Raw genomic sequence first — 20,804 nt, 5'->3', positions numbered from 1 at the left:
AAAGTGAAATGCGGAAATAGCTCAGTTGGTAGAGCATAACCTTGCCAAGGTTAGGGTCGCGAGTTCGAGTCTCGTTTTCCGCTCTTGTTTCTTTGAAATAATGGAACTAAGTTTTGCCCAGGTGGCGGAATTGGTAGACGCGCACGTTTCAGGTGCGTGTGTCGAGAGGCATGCAGGTTCGAGTCCTGTTCTGGGCACTTCCTAACCCTTTGATTATTTTTTGATAATCAAAGGGTTTATTAATTCCAAAGTGCGCAAAAAATGCACTCTCCGACAAAAAAAATATTCCAAAAGTATGCTATTGAATGGAAAGAAAACGAAAAATCAATTAACCATGAAACCATTTGTCAAATGGGCTGGGGGAAAGACAAGGTTGCTTAAAGAAATTGAACAACGGCTTCCTGCTGACTTTGATACATGGGAAGATGTCGTATATGTGGAGCCTTTTGTCGGTGGTGGATCCGTGCTTTTTCATATGCTCAAGAAGCATAATAACATTTCAAAGGCGGTCATTAATGATATAAATCCCGTTTTGATGCATGCTTATCAGAAAATCAAGCAGGCTCCAATGTCTATTATGGACACCTTGGTTGCATTGAGAAATGAGTATAATGGTATATCTGCGGACAAGACTCGCATCGCGTAAGAAAAACCTTTAACGAAATGAGATTTGAGGATGAACAGAAGGTTGCATTCTTCATCTTCTTGAATCACACCTGTTTCAACGGGCTGTACAGAGAGAATAGATCCGGTGATTTCAATGTTCCTCATGGTAGATACAAAAGTCCATCTATTTTTGAAGAGGAAAATATTATGACATTACACAACGCTCTTCAAAAGGTTGAAATTAATTGTGGCGATTTTGCAGAGATATGGAATTCTCTTGAAAATAATCCTACCTTTATATATATAGACCCACCTTATCGTCCAATAAGCAAACAAGTTACAATGTTTACTTTGTACGACAAAAGTGGTTTTACCGACTTCGACCAACTTCGATTAAAAGAAATTTGCGATATATTTGGAAATAGAGGATGTAGAATCATGCTAAGTAATTCCGACAGCTACGATGAAGACATATCATATTTTGAAAATCTCTACAATAATGGATATCACATTAGTAGGGTTGAGGTTACACGGATGATAAATCCATATAACTCCAAGAATCGCAAACCGAAAGAAGTAATAATCACGAATTATCAACCTCCCCAATAGTAATAAAAACAGATACATATGGTACGTCTTAACGAAGAACAGATAATGAGCATTAAAGAACATATGTGCTCAGATGAGAAGAAGCTTGCATCTCTATATAGGGCTAAGAAGAAGTCCTATGATGAGTGTTCTGTATCCTTTAATGAGGCAGAAGAACGCAAAAAGCAAGACTGGGTCGAGGTTGTAACCTTAAAGACAAAAGTTAGAATGCAACGACCAAAGCCGGTTGGGGTTGCTTTTGAAGATAAAATATGGTCAATGTTCTATGACCTCGGCTTTAGATATTTAAATCGAGATGAGCATTTGGAAATCAAATGGGGTGAAGGTGGTGGAGACCATAAACAAATAGACGTGCTTGCCATTGGGGAGGAAGCAATATTTGTCGTGGAATGCAAGGCCGCCACTAAGCTTACTACATCAAGTTTTAAAAGTGTAATTGATGGGATTGAGCATTATAGAGAAGGAGTGATACGTGCTTTGCATCAAATATATGGGGATAAGAAAATAAAATTTGTTCTTGCAACCGACAATTATAGAATCGGTGAAGAGGATACGAAAAGAATGGTTGAGAAGAAAATTTTTCATCTCAACGAGAACGCATATAAATACATTCAAGGGCTACTTAAGTCGTATAAGTTTTGTGTAAACTACCAATTTTATGGGATGATGTTCAAAAACGAGCTCATTTCAAGCAAGCGTATTAGGGTGCCAGCCTTAAAGGGGAAAATGGGTGGTTTCGATTACTATATGATGTCTATTGAGCCGGAAACATTACTCAAGATGGGGTTTGTGTTGCATCGCACTAAAGTAAACGATTCTATGGCCCCCACTTATCAGCGTTTGCTGTCTGCCAAACGTTTACCAGGTATAACCAACTTTATTCAGAATGGCGGATATTTTCCTAATTCTCTAATTGTAAACTTTGACACTACCAGCAGTAAGAAGATGAAGATTCAGTTTGATTTGGCTGAAAATTCATCTGAAGATTCAAATGCTCAACTTGGTATTCTCAGCATACCGAATGCGTATGGTATTGCATATATCATTGACGGTCAACATAGATTATACGGATATGCCGGTTCGGACTATAAGAGGACTAACACAATTCCAGTGGTGGCATTTGAGAATATGGAATCACGAGAACAACTTCAGATTTTCATGGATATAAACGAAAATCAGAAGGCTGTTAGCAAGAATCTACGTCTTGATCTTGAAGAAGATATAAACTGGGAGTCACTTCAGGTTGACTCTCGGCTTAAAGCTTTGCGATCATCTATAATCAAGGCATTAGCAGCAGATTCTGGTAGCGTTTTAGCTAACAAGATTTCTGTGGGTGAGGATTCTTCGGATTTGAATTTTACGCCTTTTGACAATGGGCTTTTGCAATCCTCGTTATTGCCACGCGCCAGCAAACAATCTTATACAAAGGACACAGATGTCTGTATGTATGATACTCAGAATCTTGATCACGATAAGGCGATGAATGAATGTAAGAAACGTGTTGCCTCATATCTTCGCGAGTGTTACAACTATGCTCATCAAGAGCTGGACGAGAAGCTGTTTAAGGATTTTATTATGTGTAACAGAGGCACATATGCATTCGTTGCATTGGTTGGCTCTTTGAACAAATATCTTATTAAATCAGGACAGGTAACCCAATTCTCATCCTTGGCAGAAAGAATGCCAGTTGTGAAAAAGTATCTTGATATTTTTATTGATTATTTGTCGAATCTTCCTGCGACAGATGAGAATGAACTGCGTCTTATTAGAGGACAGCAGGCTGAACGCACATGGTTATGCCGTTTTCAGAACTCTATACACACAGAAGTCCCGGATTTTAATCCTGATGGATTAGAATCATGGCTAAAGAGCCAAGATACAGGTCTTCAGCAGAAGGCAAAAGACCATGCTGAAAAGATTTTCACGACATTAAAAGGTCGTATTCTTGAAAAACTTCAAGAATTATATGGAGATAATTGGGAAAGTTCAGTAAACGACACTAAGAAGGAGTGTCTAAAAAGGCTGATTACGCTCCATGGCGATGAGGATGATTTTGATCTTCAAGAAATTGAGTGGACCGATGCGATAGATTTAAACGATATTAAAACTATTATCGAAAAGAATTGGTCTCAATCAAAAGAAGGAGATTCAACCTTTGTGCCATTTAAGAAAGAATTTGCCATACCGGTAAACGAACAATGTTCCACAAAGGCTGATAAATTGGTGTGGTTGTCCGATTTGATAAAATTCACCAAGGCTATATCAAATCCTAAGGGAAAGAAGCTTTCTCCACAACAGGTTGATGAAATGGAATTGATTTATGGTTCGCTGAATCCTGAGGCTTGATGTTTTTAGAACTATGTCGACTTGATCATACGCTGCGGAATTATCAGCAGGAGGCCAAGGAAAAAATCTTTGGTCAGTGGGATTATGTGGATAATGTTCTTTATCAGATGCCTACTGGCACAGGTAAAACTCGATTGTTCACATCTCTGATTCGCGACCTTTCTTTAGCATCACTTCAAGAGAACAGGCGCAAAGGCATTCTAATTATCGCGCATCGCACCGAACTGATTGAGCAAATAGATGAGAGTCTTAACAAATATCGCATTCCACATGGAATTATTGCTGGGGCATTCAAGGATAGACGCGACTTTTTATTGCCTGTTCAAGTTGCCTCAATCCAAACTATTACACATCCATCGAATCGGCAATTAGCTGAGGCTTTCCATGCAGACTTCATTATTATAGATGAAGCGCACCATGCGACAGCTCAAAGTTATACAAAATTATGGAACTACTATCCGGAATCTAAAAAGCTTGGTGTGACTGCGACCCCGTGGCGAATGGATGGGCGAGGATTCAAAGGAAACTTCGATACCTTGATTCCATCTATGCCCATAAAGGAATTTCTTGAAAAAGGGTGGCTTGCACCATATAAATATTATTCCGTTCCCATTGACAGCACTATAAGAAGCAGCATTGAGTCAATCAATGAGTTCGGTATAGATGGAGATTATAAAACAAGTGCGCTTGAGCAAGTGGTTGATACCCGAAGAATTCGTGCGCAGCTACTCGACAGTTATTTTGAGTTTGTAAAGGGGAAAAAAGGGATAATATACAGTATATCAAGGAAACACAGCAAACACATTTGTAGCCAATTTCTTGATGCTGGGATAAAGATAGCGGACATTGACAGCGAAACACCAGCACATCTAAGGAAAAGACTTGTACAAAATTTTAAGAACGGAGATCTTGACATCATTGTTAACGTCGATATATTTTCTGAGGGTTTTGATTGCCCAGATCTTGAGTTTGTCCAATTGGCACGACCGACACGCTCCTTAGTGAAATATATCCAACAAGTAGGCCGTGGTCTACGCAGGAATGGAGACAAGCAGTGTCTCATTCTTGATAATGTGGGGATGTATGGACGTTTTGGTCTTCCAGACGATAACCGTCCATGGGAACAGTATTTTGAAGGAGGCCCATCATCTTCAATCAGACAGCTTAGAAATAAGACGGATAGAGATAATCTAGGATTACGTACTTCTTGTGAGAGGGATTTGTCTGAAGGTTTGGATGAGATGAAACTCATTCAACAGGTTGATATTGAAACTGAATCAGGGATTATGGTAATACTCAGGCAAGAGGATACAGATGAGAGCCTTGACAATATTGAAGTGCGCTCTTCAACCATCTATGCGAAGTATAACATTGTGGAAACTAACGAAGAATATTTTATTGAGAATATCCGGAATAATAAGCGGCAACTCCTTTGTGGATTAAGCGGACGAAAATCAATTTCCATAAAGCTGATGAAAAAGAACAATGAGCCCAAAGGGTTTACTATAATCAGTTCATTCAATAGAAATTCAAAGCCATCGGTTAATGACCGAATTATTGGCTATCTATATAGGGAAGGAAGGATAATCCGATTTGCCACATGGAATCGTGAGACGATTGTTGATGTAAAGATATAAATCACCTTACAACGAGAGTCGTAAAAACACATCACCATAGTGGCCGGATAGATTTAGAGCGTGATATTATTATCGTGTTGCCACATCGATCATCCAGAATACCAAGGCATCGTTGTTGACGTATGGCTCAGGATTGAATGTCATATAACGTAGCTGTTTCACGTCGTTCTTGCATTGGCTGCCGATTGCAATACTCGCTGCTCCCAATGGACGGGTCAAGAGCGAAGTCTATTGCTGTCTCTCGTTTAGTTGCCACCTCGTTGATAATACGTTGCATTGACGGAGGCAAGCCGTAGATTGGAGGCTAAGCTCGGCATTGAGTGAAATAGTCTCGCGTTTTATCACTTATGGTTTTCTCCGGATGCTTGGGGAGCCGAATGACGGTCTTCTCTTCCTTAAGCTCTTGTTCTCTCCCATAACGGTTTTTTTCTGCAAGTTCAAGCGTCTCCCGGTTTTGCTGACGTTCTTGGGAAGTCATGGACTTCACTATGAAAGTGAGGTTAAGTTTCTTTTTCGTTCGTTTATGCTTTACATCCTTCGTCGGTTTTTCAGCCATTTTGCCGGGTATGTAATACATGACGTTGCCATCAGCATCCTTCTTTAACTCCTCCTTTCAGTCGAGTAATATTTAAGCTAGAGAGGGATAGTACCATCATTAAGCTTGCACTGTTCAAGTTTCGGATTCTGTCGTGATTGTTTTTGAAGTTTTACCATAAAGGTTGTGTGCCAAATTTAAATAATTTGAGTCCCACTGAAATTTCCGAGGTGTACTTTTATAAAAATAGTACTCCGTGACGGTTTTAAAAGGGGCGCTGAAAAGCTAAGAAAAATATCCGAATAAGGTGTACTAAAAGTGTACTCAATGCGAAAATATGGATAAAAATAGTAAAATATAGAGAATTGTCTAAATTGTAACATCGCTGATATATTGATATATTGTTACCTTTACTTTTTTACCCGTTGGCGGAATTAAACACATAACTGTATGAGTATTAAAAAGTTGTACATGTTACTGATATTTAGTAAATTAGTAGTGACCAAACTATTAATTACAATCAATTCCATGCACAACTTATATGCAATATTCGTAAGATTTCTCGACATCTGCAAGCAATTGGCCGATAATTTGGTGAATGAGTCCGGTAATATTCCACGATGTGGAGTAGTTCCCAGATTTTCGGACTTGGAAATAATAGCCCTCAGCCTGACATCAGAAGCGAGCGGTATTGACAGTGAGTCCTTCCTGTTTTCCAAGCTAGAGGAATATAGGACGGAAATCCCTAATCTGGTCTCCCGTCGACAATATAATGACAGACGTAAATACACGTCTTCACTCTGTAAGGTTATTAGTGATAGGATGGTTCAACGTCCGGATGGATGTGAAGAATACTTTTGCATAGATTCCAAACCGATAGCGGTTTGTCGCTTAGCTCATGCAAGACGATGCAAGATGGGGAAGAATAATTATGAAAAAGCTCCTGCAACCGGCTATTGCGCCTCCCAAGGTGTATATTACTATGGTTATAAGTTACATGCTCTTTGCGGATTGAATGGGGTTGTACATTCATTTGACCTGACAAAGGCCAATGTACACGATATTCATTATTTGGAGGATATAAAGACAGAATATAACAATTGCACTGTCATCGGTGATAAGGGGTATATCAGTACAGAGGTACAATTGGATTTGTTTGAAACAGTAAATATCGGTCTTGAAGTGCCATATCGGTCAAATCAGAAGGACTGGAAACCTACATTCACTCCGTTTGCGAAGTTCAGAAAGAGGATTGAGACACTTTTTTCACAGCTTTGTGATCAATTTATGATTGTTAGGAACTATGCAAAGGATACAGAAGGATTGTTCACCCGCATTATCGGGAAAATCAGCGCACTGACAATCCTACAATATATTAACAAACTAAATGGAAGCCCCATTGAAAGAATTAAATATGCGCTAATGTAATTCCGCCAACGTTTTTTATATATTTTAATAGTTGGATGCCTGTTCTGGGCACCCATCTTTCAGATTTCTGAATGACGAAATTTAGTTTGCGGAAATAGCTCAGTTGGTAGAGCATAACCTTGCCAAGGTTAGGGTCGCGAGTTCGAGTCTCGTTTTCCGCTCCATATAGAATGAGGTTGTCAGTCGATAAGATTGGCAACCTTTTTTTGTATAATATTGGAAGTTTACCGGACGATTGTATCGATAGATTGAACGGAAAAACGTAATTTTGCAAACGAAAAAATCAATGTACTCCCCCCAAAAAAGAGCGTCATTGATTCACACAGACCTTTAATTAATTTAACTATTTGTGATATGTTAACACAGATCATTAATGCACGCATCCTCACTCCGCAAGGCTGGTTGAAGGATGGGTCAGTTCTTATTCGTGACAATAAAATTCTGGAAGTAACCAATTGTGACCTTGCAATTATCGGAGCCAAACTGATTGATGCCAAAGGAATGTATATTGTTCCGGGCGGTGTAGAAATCCATGTTCACGGTGGTGGTGGAAGAGACTTTATGGAAGGCACCGAAGAGGCTTTCCGGACAGCAATCAAAGCTCATATGCAGCATGGCACTACCAGTATTTTTCCTACTCTTTCTTCTTCTACCATTCCCATGATCCGTGCAGCTGCGGAAACTACTGAAAAAATGATGGCGGAGCCTAATAGCCCTGTGCTCGGGCTTCATCTGGAAGGACATTATTTCAATATGGCGATGGCAGGCGGACAAATTCCGGAAAATATCAAAGATCCCGATCCTGAAGAATATATTCCGTTGTTGGAAGAAACTCATTGTATCAAGCGTTGGGATGCCGCACCGGAACTTCCCGGAGCCATGCAATTTGGTAAATATATCACGGCGAAAGGGGTGTTGGCTTCGGTAGGACATACCCAGGCCGAGTTTGAGGATATACAGACAGCCTACGAGGCGGGATATACACATGCCACTCATTTTTATAATGCGATGCCGGGATTCCATAAACGGAAAGAGTACAAGTATGAAGGTACGGTAGAAAGTATTTATCTGATTGATGATATGACAGTGGAAGTGGTGGCAGACGGAATTCATGTGCCTCCAACAATCTTGCGCCTTGTTTACAAGATAAAAGGAGTGGAACGCACTTGCCTGATAACGGATGCATTGGCTTGTGCGGCCAGCGATAGTCAGGTGGCTTTTGATCCGCGTGTGATTATCGAGGACGGAGTATGTAAGCTGGCAGACCATTCAGCACTGGCGGGAAGTATTGCAACGATGGACCGCCTGATTCGTACCATGGTGCAGAAGGCGGAAATACCTTTGGAGGATGCCGTGCGCATGGCTTCCGAAACCCCTGCCCGGATCATGGGAGTACTCGACCGCAAAGGAACGCTGGAGCGTGGCAAGGATGCCGATATGATTGCTTTAGACAGAGACTTGAATGTGAGAGCTGTATGGGCAATGGGAGAACTGGTGGAAGGCACCAATAAACTGTTTTAAATCTGATAAATAACGAAAACTATGTTGACTCAAATAATAAACGGAAGAATATTGACCCCGCAAGGCTGGTTGAAAGATGGTTCCGTATTGATTTGTGATGGAAAAATATTAGAGGTGACCAACAGTGATTTGGCGGTTATCGGTGCAACGGTTATTGATGCCAGAGGGATGACGATTGTGCCCGGATTTGTAAGTATGCATGCACATGGAGGTGGCGGACATGATTATACGGAAGCAACGGAAGAAGCATTCCGCATGGCAACTACTGCACATCTGAAACATGGTGCTACCGGGATATTTCCTACATTATCATCTACCTCGTTCGAAAGAATCTATCAGGCTGTCGATGTCTGTGAAAACCTGATGAAAGAGAAGGATTCTCCTGTTCTCGGCCTGCATATTGAAGGTCCTTACCTGAATCCGAAGATGGCGGGAACACAATATGACGGTTTTCTGAAAACTCCGGATGAAAATGAATATATTCCTTTATTGGAGCATACCTCTTGTATCAGACGTTGGGACATCAGTCCTGAACTGCCCGGCGCGCATGATTTTGCAAAGTACACCCGTTCGAAAGGAATTATGACTGCCGTAACACATACGGAAGCCGAATATGATGATATCAAGGCTGCGTATGCAGTGGGTTTCTCTCATGCTGCCCATTTTTACAATGCGATGCCGGGTTTCCACAAACGTCGTGAATATAAATATGAGGGTACGGTGGAGAGTGTATATTTGACGGATGGGATGACAGTGGAAGTGATTGCAGATGGTATTCACTTGCCTGCCACGATTCTAAAATTGGTTTATAAGTTGAAAGGTGTAGAGAATACGTGCCTCGTTACCGATGCTTTGGCTTATGCTGCTTATGAAGGGAACGAACCGATTGATCCTCGCTATATCATAGAGGACGGCGTATGTAAGATGGCAGATCATTCTGCACTGGCCGGTAGCTTGGCTACAATGGATGTATTGGTTCGCACCATGGTGAAGAAAGCGAATATACCTTTGGAAGATGCCGTGCGCATGGCTTCTGAAACTCCTGCCCGTTTAATTGGAGTGAGTGACCGGAAAGGGGCGTTGGCAAAGGGAAAGGATGCCGATATTGTGATTCTTGATAAGGAACTGAATGTGCGATGTGTATGGTCAATGGGGAAGATTGTTCCGGGAACTGATATTCTGTTGCATAAAGAATAGTTGAAATAATCCCCAAAGAGGAGGGGCATAATGAATAATAAAACGCAGATTAACGCGAATTATCGCAGAAATAATTTTATAAGTCGTTGATTAATATATCAATATAAATGAAATAATCTGCGATAATTTGCGTTAATCTGCGTTTTGACACACTCCCTATATAAAAGCCAATGTTCTGTATGATATCAAAAGTCCGGCAGTTTATCATCATCAGAAGTTTCCCGGACTTTTAATGTATTTTTATTCTGAAAGTAAACTGGTTTCTATCAGTTCTTTCAATTGGTTTTTATTCATTGTACCTAATTTCATTGTCGGTTTGCCGTTCAGCGGGCAAAGTAACAGATTGGGAATGGTGCGGATTTTAAATGCACTTTCCAGTTCCGGTTCCTGATCGACGTCTACTTTATAAATATCTAATTTCCCTTCGTATTCTTTAGCCAGTTGGTCTAATATAGGCGATAACGCTTTGCAATAAACGCACCACGGAGCATGAAAATCGACCAGGCAAGGTTTATTCCCTTTGAAGTTCCAGTTGTCAGGATAAGATTGATAATCAGCTACTTTTTCTACAAAACTATCTTTGGTTAAATCTATTATTTTCATATATTCTATTTTTAATGGTTCATTTCATTTTCTCTTCTGCAAAGATAGGGGAGTTGGGATGAAAGAAGGATAGCCATTTTTCCTGTTGTGTTTACAATTCTTCCTTTATAGCTATTTTCTAATCGAATTCTAATCTGATATGAGAGGCTTATAATCGCTTTTTCCCATCTCTCCGGTTACAGAATTGTAATTTTGCCACGACAACTACAATAAGGTAATAAAGATAAATAGAGTAATGAATAGAGTATTTCTAATTTCTTTTTTTCTTCTGTTGACAGGAGAAGTCTGTGCGCAACAAGTTACCACAGGAACATTAACCCTGAAAGAGGCGGAACAGCGTTTTCTGGAACGTAACTTATCGCTGATAGCCGAACGGTACAACATTGATGTGGCACAGGCACAAGTGCTGCAAGCCAAATTATTTGAGAATCCGGTAATCTCGTTGGAACAGAATGTCTATAACCGACTGAACGGGAAGTATTTTGATTTTGGTAAGGAGGGCGAAGCGGTTGTGGAGATTGAACAGGTGATTCATCTTGCCGGACAGCGAAATAAACAGGTGAAGCTCGAGAAAATCAATAAGGAAATAGCGGAATATCAGTTTGAAGAGGTGATGAGGACACTTCGACAGGAATTGAATGAGAAGTTCGTACAAGTCTATTTTCTTTCGAAATCCATATCTATTTACGAGAAAGAAGTGAACTCTCTGCAAGAGTTACTTGCCGGAATGAAACAGCAACAGGAGAAAGGAAATATTTCGTTGATGGAAATGTCCCGTCTGGAATCTATGCTGTTCTCTTTGAAAAAAGAGAAGAACGAACGGGAAAACGAGTTGCTGACCCTTAGAGGGGAACTCAATGTCTTGTTAAATCTTCCGGGAGATACTGTGATTAAGCTATCGCTGGATGAAGAAGTGTTAAAACAATTGGATCTGTCTCAATTATCGTTTGCCGACTTGAAAGCGATGGTGAATGAGCGTCCGGATCTCAAGATTGCCCGGAGCATGGTAAGTGCTTCCCGTGCGAACTTGAAATTGCAGAAATCGATGGCATTTCCGGAATTCTCGGTGAAAGGTAGTTATGACCGTGTCGGAAACTTTATCAATGACTATTTTGCAATAGGAGTGAGCCTGTCAGTGCCTATTTTCAACCGCAACCAGGGAAATATTAAAGCTGCCCGTTTTAGTATCCGGCAGGCGGGAGCGGAACAGGAAAATGCGGCTAACCATGCGGATATGGAGCTTTATACCGCTTATGCTTCACTGGATAAAGCTGTTCAACTTTATCAATCTACCCATATGGAACTGGAACGTAACTTCGAAAAACTGATAGAAGGAGTGAATGAAAACTTTAAGAAACGGAATATCAGTTTGTTGGAGTTTATCGATTACTATGACAGCTATAAAGAAACTTGTATTCAGCTACATGAAATAAAGAAAGACGTTTTCCTGGCGATGGAAAACTTGAATACAACTATCGGACAAACCATATTGAACTACTAATATTCATAAATTATCAAAGACTATGAACTGGAATAAATTCCTTCCTTGCATATTGCTTACTACCGTATTGGGAGCATACTCCGGTAAAGGAGAACAAACGAATGTTGAACCGACTGCCTTATGCCTGACAGATAGCTTGTCGAGAATTGTATCTGTCGATACGGTTCACGTTCAAGAGGTGATTGATGAACTGACATTGAACGGACGGGTGACGTTTAATGAGAATCAGGTGGCACATGTATATCCGATGTTTGGAGGTACGGTAACGGAACTGAAGGCTGAAATAGGAGACTTTGTTCGTAAGGGAGAGGTATTGGCAGTCATCCGCAGTGGAGAAGTGGCAGATTATGAAAAGCAATTGAAGGAGGCGGAACAACAGTTATTGCTGGCACGCAGAAATATGGATGCTACGCAGGATATGTATGCTTCCGGCATGACCTCGGATAAAGATGTACTTCAGGCGAAGCAGGAGTTGACAAGTGCCGAAGCCGAAGAAAGAAGAATAAAGGATGTTTTCTCTATTTATAATTTCTCCGGAAATGCTTATTATCAGCTGAAATCTCCTGTTTCGGGGTTTATTGTGGAGAAACAAATCAGCAGGGATATGCAGTTGCGTCCGGATCAGAGTGAAGAACTGTTCACGATTTCGGGGTTGTCAGACGTATGGGTGATGGCGGATGTGTATGAAAGCGATATCAGTAAGGTTTCCGAAGGTGCTTCCGTACGCATTTCTACGTTGGCTTATCCGGATAAGATGTTTGCCGGTACGATTGATAAGGTGTATCATTTGTTGAACAGTGAAAGTAAAACGATGAATGTCCGTATCAAATTAAAGAATGAAGAGTATTTGTTGAAACCGGGGATGTTTACGAATGTAAGTGTGAAATGTAAAGCGGATGGAACTTCCATGCCCCGTATCGATGCTCATGCACTGGTATTTGAAGGAGGAAAGAATTATGTGGTCGTGGTGGAGCCGGATGAGCGTTTGCAGGTGAAAGAGGTGGATGTGTACAAGCAGTTGAGCAAGGAGTGCTATATCCGTTCCGGACTTTCCGAGGGAGACAGAGTGCTGAATAATAATGTATTGTTGGTATATAATGCGTTGAATGCAGATTAAAAACAGAAAATAGTATGCACAAATTCATAGATAATATAGTGGCTTTCTCGCTGAAGAACAAATTCTTTATTTTCTTCTGTACAGCGATTGCCGTTATAGCCGGAGCTGTTTCCTTTAAACATACTCCGATAGATGCTTTCCCGGATGTGACGAATACGAAAGTGACGATTATCACGCAATGGCCGGGACGTAGTGCCGAAGAGGTAGAGAAGTTTATCACCATTCCTGTTGAGATTGCGATGAATCCCGTTCAGAAGAAAACGGATATTCGTTCCACCACTCTTTTCGGGCTTTCTGTTATCAATGTAATGTTTGAAGATCGTGTCGATGATTTCACCGCACGTCAACAGGTATATAATTTATTGAATGATGCCGACCTTCCGGACGGGGTAACTCCGGAAGTGCAACCTCTGTACGGACCGACGGGAGAAATATTCCGTTATACGCTTCGTAGTGACAAGCGCAGTGTGCGGGAACTGAAAACGATTCAGGATTGGGTGATTGAACGTAATCTTCGTTCGGTGTCCGGTGTGGCGGATATTGTGAGCTTCGGCGGGGAGGTGAAGACGTTTGAGGTAAGTGTGAATCCTCACCAGTTGATTAATTATGGCATTACCTCTTTGGAACTTTATGATGCGATTGCCAAAAGTAATATTAACGTAGGAGGCGATGTCATTACTAAAAGCTCACAGGCATATGTCGTTCGTGGAATCGGTCTGATTAACGATTTGGACGAATTGAGAAATATCGTAGTGAAAAACATCAATGGCACTCCCATTCTGGTGAAGAATCTTGCCGATGTACACGAATCCTGTCTGCCTCGTCTGGGGCAGGTAGGGCGAATGGATGAGGATGATGTTGTTCAGGGCATTGTAGTCATGCGGAAAGGAGAGAATCCGGGTGAGGTGATTGCAAACCTGAAAGATAAAATAGAAGACTTGAATCAGAATGTGCTTCCGAAAGATGTGAAGATAGTGGCGTTCTATGACCGGGAGGACTTGGTGAATCTGGCGGTAAAGACTGTGACGCATAATCTGATCGAAGGAATATTATTGGTTACGTTTATTGTATTGATCTTTATGGCAGATTGGCGGACTACCGTGATTGTTGCTGTCGTTATCCCATTAGCCCTTTTGTTCGCTTTTATCTGTTTACGGGTGATGGGAATGTCCGCCAATCTGCTTTCTATGGGAGCCATAGACTTCGGTATTATTATTGATGGGGCTGTGGTGATGGTGGAAGGAGTGTTTGTGGCTTTGGACAAGAAGGCAAGGGAAGTGGGGATGCCTGCTTTTAATGTGATGTCTAAAATGGGATTGATCCGCAACACGGCAAAAGATAAGGCGAAAGCGGTTTTTTTCTCCAAATTAATTATCATCACTGCATTGATTCCTATCTTCTCTTTCCAGAAGGTAGAAGGAAAAATGTTCTCTCCTTTAGCCTACACACTGGGCTTTGCACTGTTGGGAGCACTGATCTTTACATTGACATTGGTTCCCGTGATGTCTTCCATGTTATTGAAGAAGAATGTCCGTGAGAAGAATAACCGTTTTGTCCATTTTATCAATACGAAGTGTTCGGCTCTTTTTGATTTATTCTATGCGCACAGGAAGCTGACTATCGGGTTGGCAACGGTCATAGCTGGTGTCGGATTATGGCTTTTCTCTTTCCTGGGTACGGAGTTCCTTCCGCAGTTGAATGAGGGATCTATCTATATTCGTGCCACCTTGCCACAAAGTATTTCGTTGGATGAATCGGTGGTTCTCGCCAATAAAATGAGAAGGAAACTTTTGACGTTTCCGGAAGTGCGGCAAGTGCTGTCGCAAACCGGACGACCGAATGACGGTACAGATGCTACCGGATTCTATAATATCGAGTTCCACGTTGATATCTATCCCGAAAAGGAATGGGAGAGCAAGCTGACAAAATTGGAACTGATTGATAAGATGCAGGAGGATTTATCCATTTATCCCGGCATTGACTTCAATTTCTCACAACCGATTACCGATAATGTGGAGGAAGCTGCTTCCGGTGTGAAAGGATCTATTGCGGTGAAAGTGTTTGGTAAAGATTTGTATGAGTCGGAGAAATATGCGGTTCAGATTGAAAAAATTCTTAGTACGGTTCAGGGAATTGAAGACTTGGGTATGATTCGGAACATCGGTCAGCCGGAGCTTCGTATAGAGTTGAATGAACGTCAGTTGGCGCGTTATGGGGTTGCCAAGGAGGATGTGCAATCGATTATAGAAATGGCTATTGGCGGAAAATCGGCTTCACTGTTGTATGAGGATGAGCGGAAGTTCAATATCATGGTAAGATACAGCGAACAATTCCGTCAGAATGAAGAGGAGATAGGTAAGATATTGGTTCCGGCGATGGATGGAACGATGGTTCCTATCAAGGAATTGGCAGATATAACGACGATTACGGGACCGTTATTGATATTCCGTGATAATCACGCTCGTTTCTGTGCGGTGAAGTTCTCGGTGAGAGGCCGTGATATGGGTACGGCAGTTGCCGAGGCGCAGAAAAAGGTGAATGCTTCCGTGCATCTGCCGGCAGGCTATTCGCTGAAATGGACGGGGGATTTTGAGAACCAGCAACGTGCCACAAAACGTCTGGCACAGGTTGTTCCTATCAGTATTGCTATCATCTTTATCATCCTGTTTATTCTATTCTCTAATGCGCGGGATGCGGGACTGGTATTGCTGAATGTACCATTTGCCGCCGTGGGGGGTATTGTGGCTCTTCTGATAACGCAGTTCAACTTCTCCATTTCTGCCGGTATCGGTTTCATTGCTTTGTTTGGCATCTGTATTCAGAATGGGGTGATTATGATTTCCGATATTAAGGCGAATCTGAAACTGGGCTCGCCCTTGGAGAAAGCCACTAAGGAAGGAGTGCGCTCGCGTATCCGCCCTGTGATTATGACAGCGGCAATGGCAGCTATCGGTTTGATGCCCGCTGCCATGAGTCATGGAATTGGTTCGGAATCACAGCGTCCGTTGGCGATTGTCATTATCGGTGGATTGATAGGAGCGACTTTCTTTGCTCTGTTTGTCTTTCCTCTTATTGTGGAAGTGGTATATGAACGAATGTTATATGATAAAAATGGAAAGTTATTGCAAAGACGTATTTAGTTCATTTCTATTCTGTGAAAAAAACTCTCATAGATTAAATTTGTAGGTTTTCAGTAGGTAGAGGGAGAAAGGAATAAAAGAAGGGTGAATTAAAAAATCACCCGTACTTTTGTTCCTTTTTCTATTTCTGAAAATATATCCAACTTTGCGTGATAAGCAGAGATGATTTTCAGGGTCAGGCTAAGTCCGATGCCTTGTCCGGCATAGTCCCGGGTATTACTGCCCCGATAGAAGGACTGGAATATGTGTGCTATTTCTTCTTGCGGAATACCGATTCCCCGGTCTTCTATATCAAGAATGACTTGTTGTTGCTCCCGGTAGAGAGTCACATTGACTTCTCTATCAGAGTATTTGCAGGCGTTATCTATTATATTCTTTAATGCTATCTTCAATAGATATGGATTGGCTTTTACGGTCATCTGCCGGTCTGTCTCTTCCAAATGAAGATGGATCCTTTCATCGGAAGCCGTCAACTCTTTTAATAGATCGGCCAGAATAATCTCTTCAATATTATTTTTCAGGAGTTCTTCTTCTTGTCGTGAAAGAAAAAGAAGGTGCCGGATGAGGCTGGACAATCGTTTGCTTTCCGAGGAGATTCGTTGAAGGGATTCAATGTATTCTCCCGTACTTCTCTCTTTCAGCAGACTGATTTCGCATTCTCCCTGAATGGCGGTAATCGGATTGTTCAATTCATGTGAAGCATGACTGACAAAGGACTTCTCTGCCTTGAATGCACTGTCCAGACGGTCGAGCATACTATTTAATGTCTTTATCATGTCTTCCAGCTCGTCATTATTGCCGGTGGTCTTTAATCGGCGGTTCAGACTGTTGGCACGTATTCTTTTCAGCTCCTTTAATATGTGTTGCAGGGGAACCAGAATGCGGCCGGAGTATATTTTCCCGATGAAAAAGATCAGGACGGAACTGGCTAAGATGAGAAATATGGAAAGCAATAATAGGTGTTCCTTGATTTCTGTTCCGTAGGCATTCCGGGACATGACGAGTACGATAAAGTTTCCTTCATTATCCGGATAATAAAGGGCGGCTCCCAGTTGATCCTTATATTTGAAAGAGAAAGGGATGCTGTCCTGTCCTGCCAGCAGAAGAGCCTGCTGGTGTTGCGTGAGGTATTTATTCAGTGTATCACGCACTTCGGAGAGACTATCCATATTTAAAAGAATCTCATGGGCTTCGGGCAGGAGTTCGTCATATTTGCGTTGGATAATCTGGTAGCTCTGTTCGTCTACTTCATCTTTTTCCCAATGCTTCTGTGCGGTCAGGTAGGCTTTTTCACGCAGGTAAGAAGCATAAAGTTTATTGATGTACTGTGTACTGAAAATATAAAATACGGCAATGATAATGACAGTGGTCAGTACACTGATTAATGTATAAAAAAGAGCTATTTTAGAACCTATTTTCATAGCCGGGGTGCTTGGGAGTTTAAGTATTCATGATATATCCTAGTCCTACGACTGTATGGATCAGCTTTTTATCAAAGTCACGATCAATCTTTACCCGGAGATAGTTCACATAAACATCTACGATATTGGTATTGGTGTCAAAGTTCTTGTCCCATACATCTTTGAGCAAGGTGATACGTGAGAGGGCAACCCCTTGATGGGTCATGAAATATTCGAGCAGGCGATATTCTTTAACGGTGAGGTCGATGTCTGTCTCACCTCTTCTGGCTTTCCGGGTATTGCAGTCCAGCACCAGATCGTCGCAAGTCAATAGATTGGAAGCTGCTTCCTTGTTGCGTCTCAATAGGGCTTTGATGCGCGCTTCCAGCTCCTGAAAACTAAAAGGTTTGACGAGATAATCGTCTGCTCCCGCATCCAGTCCTTTAACAATGTCTTCCGTTGTACCCAAGGCCGTCAGCATAATAACCGGAGTCTGATACCCGAACATCTGGCGGTAAAGGTGGCAAAGTTCCAGACCGTTTATTTTAGGCATGATAATGTCCAGTATCAAAAGGTCGAAAGGCTCGTTCTGAAGGATTTTCCAACCGGCGTTCCCGTCATGGCAGACGCTTACCGAATGCCCGAATTCTTTGAGTCCCCGTTCGATGAAAGAGGCGATATTAATTTCATCTTCAACCAATAGTATCTTTGCCATAATTCAGATTGTTTATGTGCAAAGATACTTTTTTCCTGGCATCCGGAGAAAGAAATCTGCGCTACATTTAAGTGTTTCTTCTTTTTGAGTTGTACTATATACAAACAATAGATATGCTATGAAAATAAATTGTGTCATTGGAGCTTTTCTGTGTGCTGGGATGTTATGGGTGTAGCAGTCCGAAAACAGAAGTGAAATCACCGGACGGTCATATCAAAATGGCTTTAACAGTAGACGACAACGGCAAACCGTTATATAATGTTTTAGTAGGTGACTCATTGTTGATTGAAAATTATGAAGGCCATCCGGCTTTTCAGTTCTTCCGCGACTTCGATCCGGATTGTGACGAATCGAAAGCATTGGCAGGAGAACCGGGTGAATTTGTAGCCATCGTGCGTAAAGCAAAGGGGAACTATTTTCTGAAAATACGTTGAACATACGAATGGCTCCGGAGGCGGACAGGCTATTTCATTTATAGCACTTTAAAAAGACTGATTGATTATAAAGTTAGCCTGTTAATAATGGAAATAGGATTCGTTTTTAGGTAGAAAGATAGAAAACAGGTAGTATAAATAAAGTTGGTTAGAGGTTAGAAAAAAACGGTGGACAGTGTTGAGGCTGTCCACCGTTTTTGTTTTTATTTGCGAGAATACTTATCTTATTATTTGAGATATTATCCCTTTGCTTCCTGATACATAAAGCGTTTGATTGACTTTTTCGCAGTCTTTTCAAATTCTTCAAAATGGATTTTAATCTTGCTTATTTGAGAATAGTTAGGAAGCTGTTGATTCAATTCGATACGGTTTTGCTCCATTACTTTCTGAATATCCGTCTGCTGCAATCCATGAGCGAAAGCATCGTCGAAATCCGGGTAGATCAGGGCTACCAGCTTTTCGTGCTGTAAGACGATCAGTGACTCCGAAACATACGGCATGTTGTTCAGCTTGCTTTCAATTTCTTCAGGATAGATATTCTGTCCGCTAGAGGTGAGAAGCAGGTTCTTGCTACGTCCGCGGACTGTCACATAACCCTCTTCATCCAACGTACCGAGGTCACCGGTATGCAGCCAACCGTTAGCATCAATAATTTGTGCCGTAGCTTCCGGATTTTTATAATACCCCAGCATCATATTCATTCCTCTGCATACGATTTCTCCGGCATGCGTTTTCGGGTCCGGTGAGTCTATGCGGACTTCCATCCGGCTGGTTGCCTTTCCGCAGGAAGCAAGTTTCAGTGTTTCCCAACGGCTGGAACAAATAATCGGACCGCATTCCGTCATACCGTAAGCGATGGTGTAGGGGAACCCTATCTTTTTAAGGAAATCCTCTACTTCCGCATTGAAAGGAGCACCTCCGATAATAATCTCGTCAAAGTTTCCACCGAAGATTTCCATGGCAGCCTGTCGTGCCAATGATTTGATTTTATCGTTCACAATAGGTACTTTCAGCAATAACTTGCCGATTTTGCTGTCTACTTTAGGAAGAATGTCTTTCTTGATAATTTTTTCTACAATCAACGGTACACAAGAAATCACTCTGGGTTTGATTTCGGAGAAAGATTGGGAAATGATTTTCGGAGACGGCATACGTGTCAGGAAATAGATGTGTGCACCTGCAGAGAATCCGTAAAGGAAATCATATACCATACCGAACACGTGTCCCATAGGCAACATGGAAACGATATGGTCTCCCGGTTTAACGGGAAGCATTTCGAAGCAATAAGCCACGTTCGACCAAAGACTGCGATAGGGGAGCATCACTCCTTTAGAGTAACCTGTGGTACCGGAAGTATAGTTGATGATAGCCAGTTCTTCCGGACGATCTTTCCGGTAACAAATATGTTCCGGGCGAAAGTTCTTGGGATACTGTTGGCCGTAAATAGCGTTCCGGTGTTCAAAAGCGTAAGTGAGTTTTTCGTTCCGGGACACTAATGCCGAGAAATCTGTCAGTGAAGCGATGCCCTCTAACAAAGGCATGGCATCTTCATTCAGATTCTCCCATGCCTGATCGCCGACGAAAAGTAATTTGGCTTCGGAATGGTTGACGATATTATGAATATTATCTGCCTTGAATTCATGCAAAATGGGAACAATAACAGCTCCGTAAGTGATGGTCGCCAAGAAAGTAACCGCCCAATGAGCACTGTTACGTCCGCAAACGGCTATTTTATCTCCCGGCTGGATGCCGGCACTTTCCAAGACGATGTGAAATTTAGCGATTTTACGCGCTACATCCTTATATTGGAGGGTAATTCCTTTATAGTCAGTTAAGGCATCTTTGTCCCAGTTTTTGATGATGCTTTGCTCAATATAATCAATGAACTGATGTTCTTGTTCCATTCGATTTTTGCACATTTAGTTTAAAACTGCGCAAAATTAATACTTCGTAGATGTAAACCGAATTTTAAATTCAAGTTTTACGGTTAATTAACGGAGGGGAATGAACAATTT

General features: G+C 41.6%; 16 protein-coding genes and 3 tRNA genes. 14 read left to right on the top strand and 5 right to left on the bottom strand.

Translation table 11 applies throughout. The features are described from left to right. The first annotated feature begins 10 nt into the window (after positions 1-10). From I2I13_RS11875 to I2I13_RS11850, 6 genes are all read left to right on the top strand, one after another. Positions 11-83: transfer RNA gene (locus I2I13_RS11875), tRNA-Gly, on the top strand. A 32-nt stretch (positions 84-115) separates the two neighbouring features. After that, positions 116-197: transfer RNA gene (locus tag I2I13_RS11870), tRNA-Leu, on the top strand. Between the two features lie 137 nt (positions 198-334). Then, positions 335-646, top strand: a complete 312-nt coding sequence (locus I2I13_RS24655) for a DNA adenine methylase (RefSeq protein WP_195649581.1) — start codon at positions 335-337, stop codon at positions 644-646. A 17-nt stretch (positions 647-663) separates the two neighbouring features. Next, positions 664-1,215 (top strand): Dam family site-specific DNA-(adenine-N6)-methyltransferase, encoded by a 552-nt coding sequence (locus I2I13_RS24650; protein WP_195649580.1) that lies wholly within the window; start codon positions 664-666, stop codon positions 1,213-1,215. Between the two features lie 18 nt (positions 1,216-1,233). Beyond that, positions 1,234-3,561 carry a DGQHR domain-containing protein gene (locus I2I13_RS11855; protein ID WP_195649579.1) on the top strand — a complete coding sequence of 776 codons (2,328 nt, stop codon included), beginning with the start codon at positions 1,234-1,236 and terminating at the stop codon, positions 3,559-3,561. Then, positions 3,561-5,198: a DEAD/DEAH box helicase gene (locus I2I13_RS11850; RefSeq protein WP_195649578.1), complete on the top strand. Its 1,638-nt coding sequence runs from the start codon at positions 3,561-3,563 to the stop codon at positions 5,196-5,198. The genes I2I13_RS11855 and I2I13_RS11850 overlap by 1 nt, the downstream gene beginning before the upstream one ends. A 304-nt stretch (positions 5,199-5,502) precedes the next feature. On the opposite strand, the gene I2I13_RS11845 is transcribed toward I2I13_RS11850, so the two are convergent. Continuing rightward, positions 5,503-5,775: a hypothetical protein gene (locus I2I13_RS11845; RefSeq protein WP_195649577.1), complete on the bottom strand. Its 273-nt coding sequence runs from the start codon at positions 5,773-5,775 to the stop codon at positions 5,503-5,505. A 429-nt stretch (positions 5,776-6,204) separates the two neighbouring features. Here I2I13_RS11845 and I2I13_RS11840 point away from each other — a divergent pair, with 429 nt between their 5' ends. The 4 genes from I2I13_RS11840 (at position 6,205) to nagA (I2I13_RS11825) (ending at position 9,879) form a co-directional block, all read left to right on the top strand. Continuing rightward, the gene (locus tag I2I13_RS11840) at positions 6,205-7,161 is read left to right on the top strand and encodes an IS982 family transposase (RefSeq protein WP_370540824.1); all 957 of its coding nucleotides are present in this window, start codon (positions 6,205-6,207) and stop codon (positions 7,159-7,161) included. Positions 7,162-7,249: 88 nt separating this feature from the next. Further along, positions 7,250-7,325 (top strand) — tRNA-Gly (locus tag I2I13_RS11835). Positions 7,326-7,515: 190 nt separating this feature from the next. Further along, entirely contained in the window at positions 7,516-8,682 is a 1,167-nt protein-coding gene (gene nagA / locus I2I13_RS11830) for an N-acetylglucosamine-6-phosphate deacetylase (RefSeq protein WP_008648092.1), read from the top strand. Between the two features lie 21 nt (positions 8,683-8,703). Beyond that, a complete protein-coding gene (gene nagA / locus I2I13_RS11825; RefSeq protein ID WP_148366949.1) occupies positions 8,704-9,879 on the top strand; it encodes an N-acetylglucosamine-6-phosphate deacetylase in 1,176 nt (391 codons plus the stop codon). A gap of 240 nt (positions 9,880-10,119) precedes the next feature. Here nagA (I2I13_RS11825) and I2I13_RS11820 read toward each other — a convergent pair whose 3' ends face one another. Beyond that, on the bottom strand, positions 10,120-10,482 hold the full coding sequence (locus I2I13_RS11820; RefSeq protein ID WP_004295721.1) for a co-chaperone YbbN: 363 nt from the start codon (positions 10,480-10,482) through the stop codon (positions 10,120-10,122). 235 nt (positions 10,483-10,717) lie between these two features. Between I2I13_RS11820 and I2I13_RS11815 the strand changes: the two genes are divergently transcribed. From I2I13_RS11815 to I2I13_RS11805, 3 genes are read left to right on the top strand one after another with little or no spacing between them, the layout of a single operon-like run. Further along, positions 10,718-11,983 carry a TolC family protein gene (locus I2I13_RS11815; protein ID WP_148366948.1) on the top strand — a complete coding sequence of 422 codons (1,266 nt, stop codon included), beginning with the start codon at positions 10,718-10,720 and terminating at the stop codon, positions 11,981-11,983. A gap of 22 nt (positions 11,984-12,005) precedes the next feature. Further along, a complete protein-coding gene (locus I2I13_RS11810) occupies positions 12,006-13,100 on the top strand; it encodes an efflux RND transporter periplasmic adaptor subunit (protein WP_195649575.1) in 1,095 nt (364 codons plus the stop codon). 14 nt (positions 13,101-13,114) lie between these two features. After that, positions 13,115-16,240, top strand: coding sequence for an efflux RND transporter permease subunit (locus I2I13_RS11805; protein WP_195649574.1), 3,126 nt, complete (start codon positions 13,115-13,117; stop codon positions 16,238-16,240). Between the two features lie 89 nt (positions 16,241-16,329). Here I2I13_RS11805 and I2I13_RS11800 read toward each other — a convergent pair whose 3' ends face one another. After that, positions 16,330-17,661 (bottom strand): HAMP domain-containing sensor histidine kinase, encoded by a 1,332-nt coding sequence (locus I2I13_RS11800; protein WP_195649573.1) that lies wholly within the window; start codon positions 17,659-17,661, stop codon positions 16,330-16,332. Between the two features lie 19 nt (positions 17,662-17,680). After that, positions 17,681-18,355: a response regulator transcription factor gene (locus I2I13_RS11795; RefSeq protein ID WP_195649572.1), complete on the bottom strand. Its 675-nt coding sequence runs from the start codon at positions 18,353-18,355 to the stop codon at positions 17,681-17,683. Positions 18,356-18,486: 131 nt separating this feature from the next. Between I2I13_RS11795 and I2I13_RS24665 the strand changes: the two genes are divergently transcribed. Next, the gene (locus I2I13_RS24665) at positions 18,487-18,789 is read left to right on the top strand and encodes a hypothetical protein (protein WP_195649616.1); all 303 of its coding nucleotides are present in this window, start codon (positions 18,487-18,489) and stop codon (positions 18,787-18,789) included. Between the two features lie 239 nt (positions 18,790-19,028). Here I2I13_RS24665 and I2I13_RS11785 read toward each other — a convergent pair whose 3' ends face one another. Further along, a complete protein-coding gene (locus I2I13_RS11785) occupies positions 19,029-20,693 on the bottom strand; it encodes a long-chain fatty acid--CoA ligase (RefSeq protein WP_074557018.1) in 1,665 nt (554 codons plus the stop codon). Positions 20,694-20,804 lie beyond the last annotated feature (111 nt).

Source organism: Bacteroides sp. D55t1_190419_B8 (assembly GCF_015558905.1).
In the GTDB taxonomy this organism is placed as follows: Bacteria; Bacteroidota; Bacteroidia; order Bacteroidales; family Bacteroidaceae; genus Bacteroides; species Bacteroides vicugnae.
The sequence above is the reverse complement of the archived record's forward strand: the minus strand, read 5'-3'. Positions and strand labels throughout refer to the sequence as shown.

Bases quoted from the DNA above. Each gene is read 5' to 3' on its own strand.
- I2I13_RS24655 (WP_195649581.1), top strand. From the start codon at position 335: ATGAAACCATTTGTCAAATGGGCTGGGGGAAAGACAAGGTTGCTTAAA.
- I2I13_RS24650 (WP_195649580.1), top strand. From the start codon at position 664: ATGAGATTTGAGGATGAACAGAAGGTTGCATTCTTCATCTTCTTGAAT.
- I2I13_RS11855 (WP_195649579.1), top strand. From the start codon at position 1,234: ATGGTACGTCTTAACGAAGAACAGATAATGAGCATTAAAGAACATATG.
- I2I13_RS11850 (WP_195649578.1), top strand. From the start codon at position 3,561: ATGTTTTTAGAACTATGTCGACTTGATCATACGCTGCGGAATTATCAG.
- I2I13_RS11845 (WP_195649577.1), bottom strand. From the start codon at position 5,775: ATGTATTACATACCCGGCAAAATGGCTGAAAAACCGACGAAGGATGTA.
- I2I13_RS11840 (WP_370540824.1), top strand. From the start codon at position 6,205: ATGTTACTGATATTTAGTAAATTAGTAGTGACCAAACTATTAATTACA.
- nagA (WP_008648092.1), top strand. From the start codon at position 7,516: ATGTTAACACAGATCATTAATGCACGCATCCTCACTCCGCAAGGCTGG.
- nagA (WP_148366949.1), top strand. From the start codon at position 8,704: ATGTTGACTCAAATAATAAACGGAAGAATATTGACCCCGCAAGGCTGG.
- I2I13_RS11820 (WP_004295721.1), bottom strand. From the start codon at position 10,482: ATGAAAATAATAGATTTAACCAAAGATAGTTTTGTAGAAAAAGTAGCT.
- I2I13_RS11815 (WP_148366948.1), top strand. From the start codon at position 10,718: ATGAATAGAGTATTTCTAATTTCTTTTTTTCTTCTGTTGACAGGAGAA.
- I2I13_RS11810 (WP_195649575.1), top strand. From the start codon at position 12,006: ATGAACTGGAATAAATTCCTTCCTTGCATATTGCTTACTACCGTATTG.
- I2I13_RS11805 (WP_195649574.1), top strand. From the start codon at position 13,115: ATGCACAAATTCATAGATAATATAGTGGCTTTCTCGCTGAAGAACAAA.
- I2I13_RS11800 (WP_195649573.1), bottom strand. From the start codon at position 17,661: ATGAAAATAGGTTCTAAAATAGCTCTTTTTTATACATTAATCAGTGTA.
- I2I13_RS11795 (WP_195649572.1), bottom strand. From the start codon at position 18,355: ATGGCAAAGATACTATTGGTTGAAGATGAAATTAATATCGCCTCTTTC.
- I2I13_RS11785 (WP_074557018.1), bottom strand. From the start codon at position 20,693: ATGGAACAAGAACATCAGTTCATTGATTATATTGAGCAAAGCATCATC.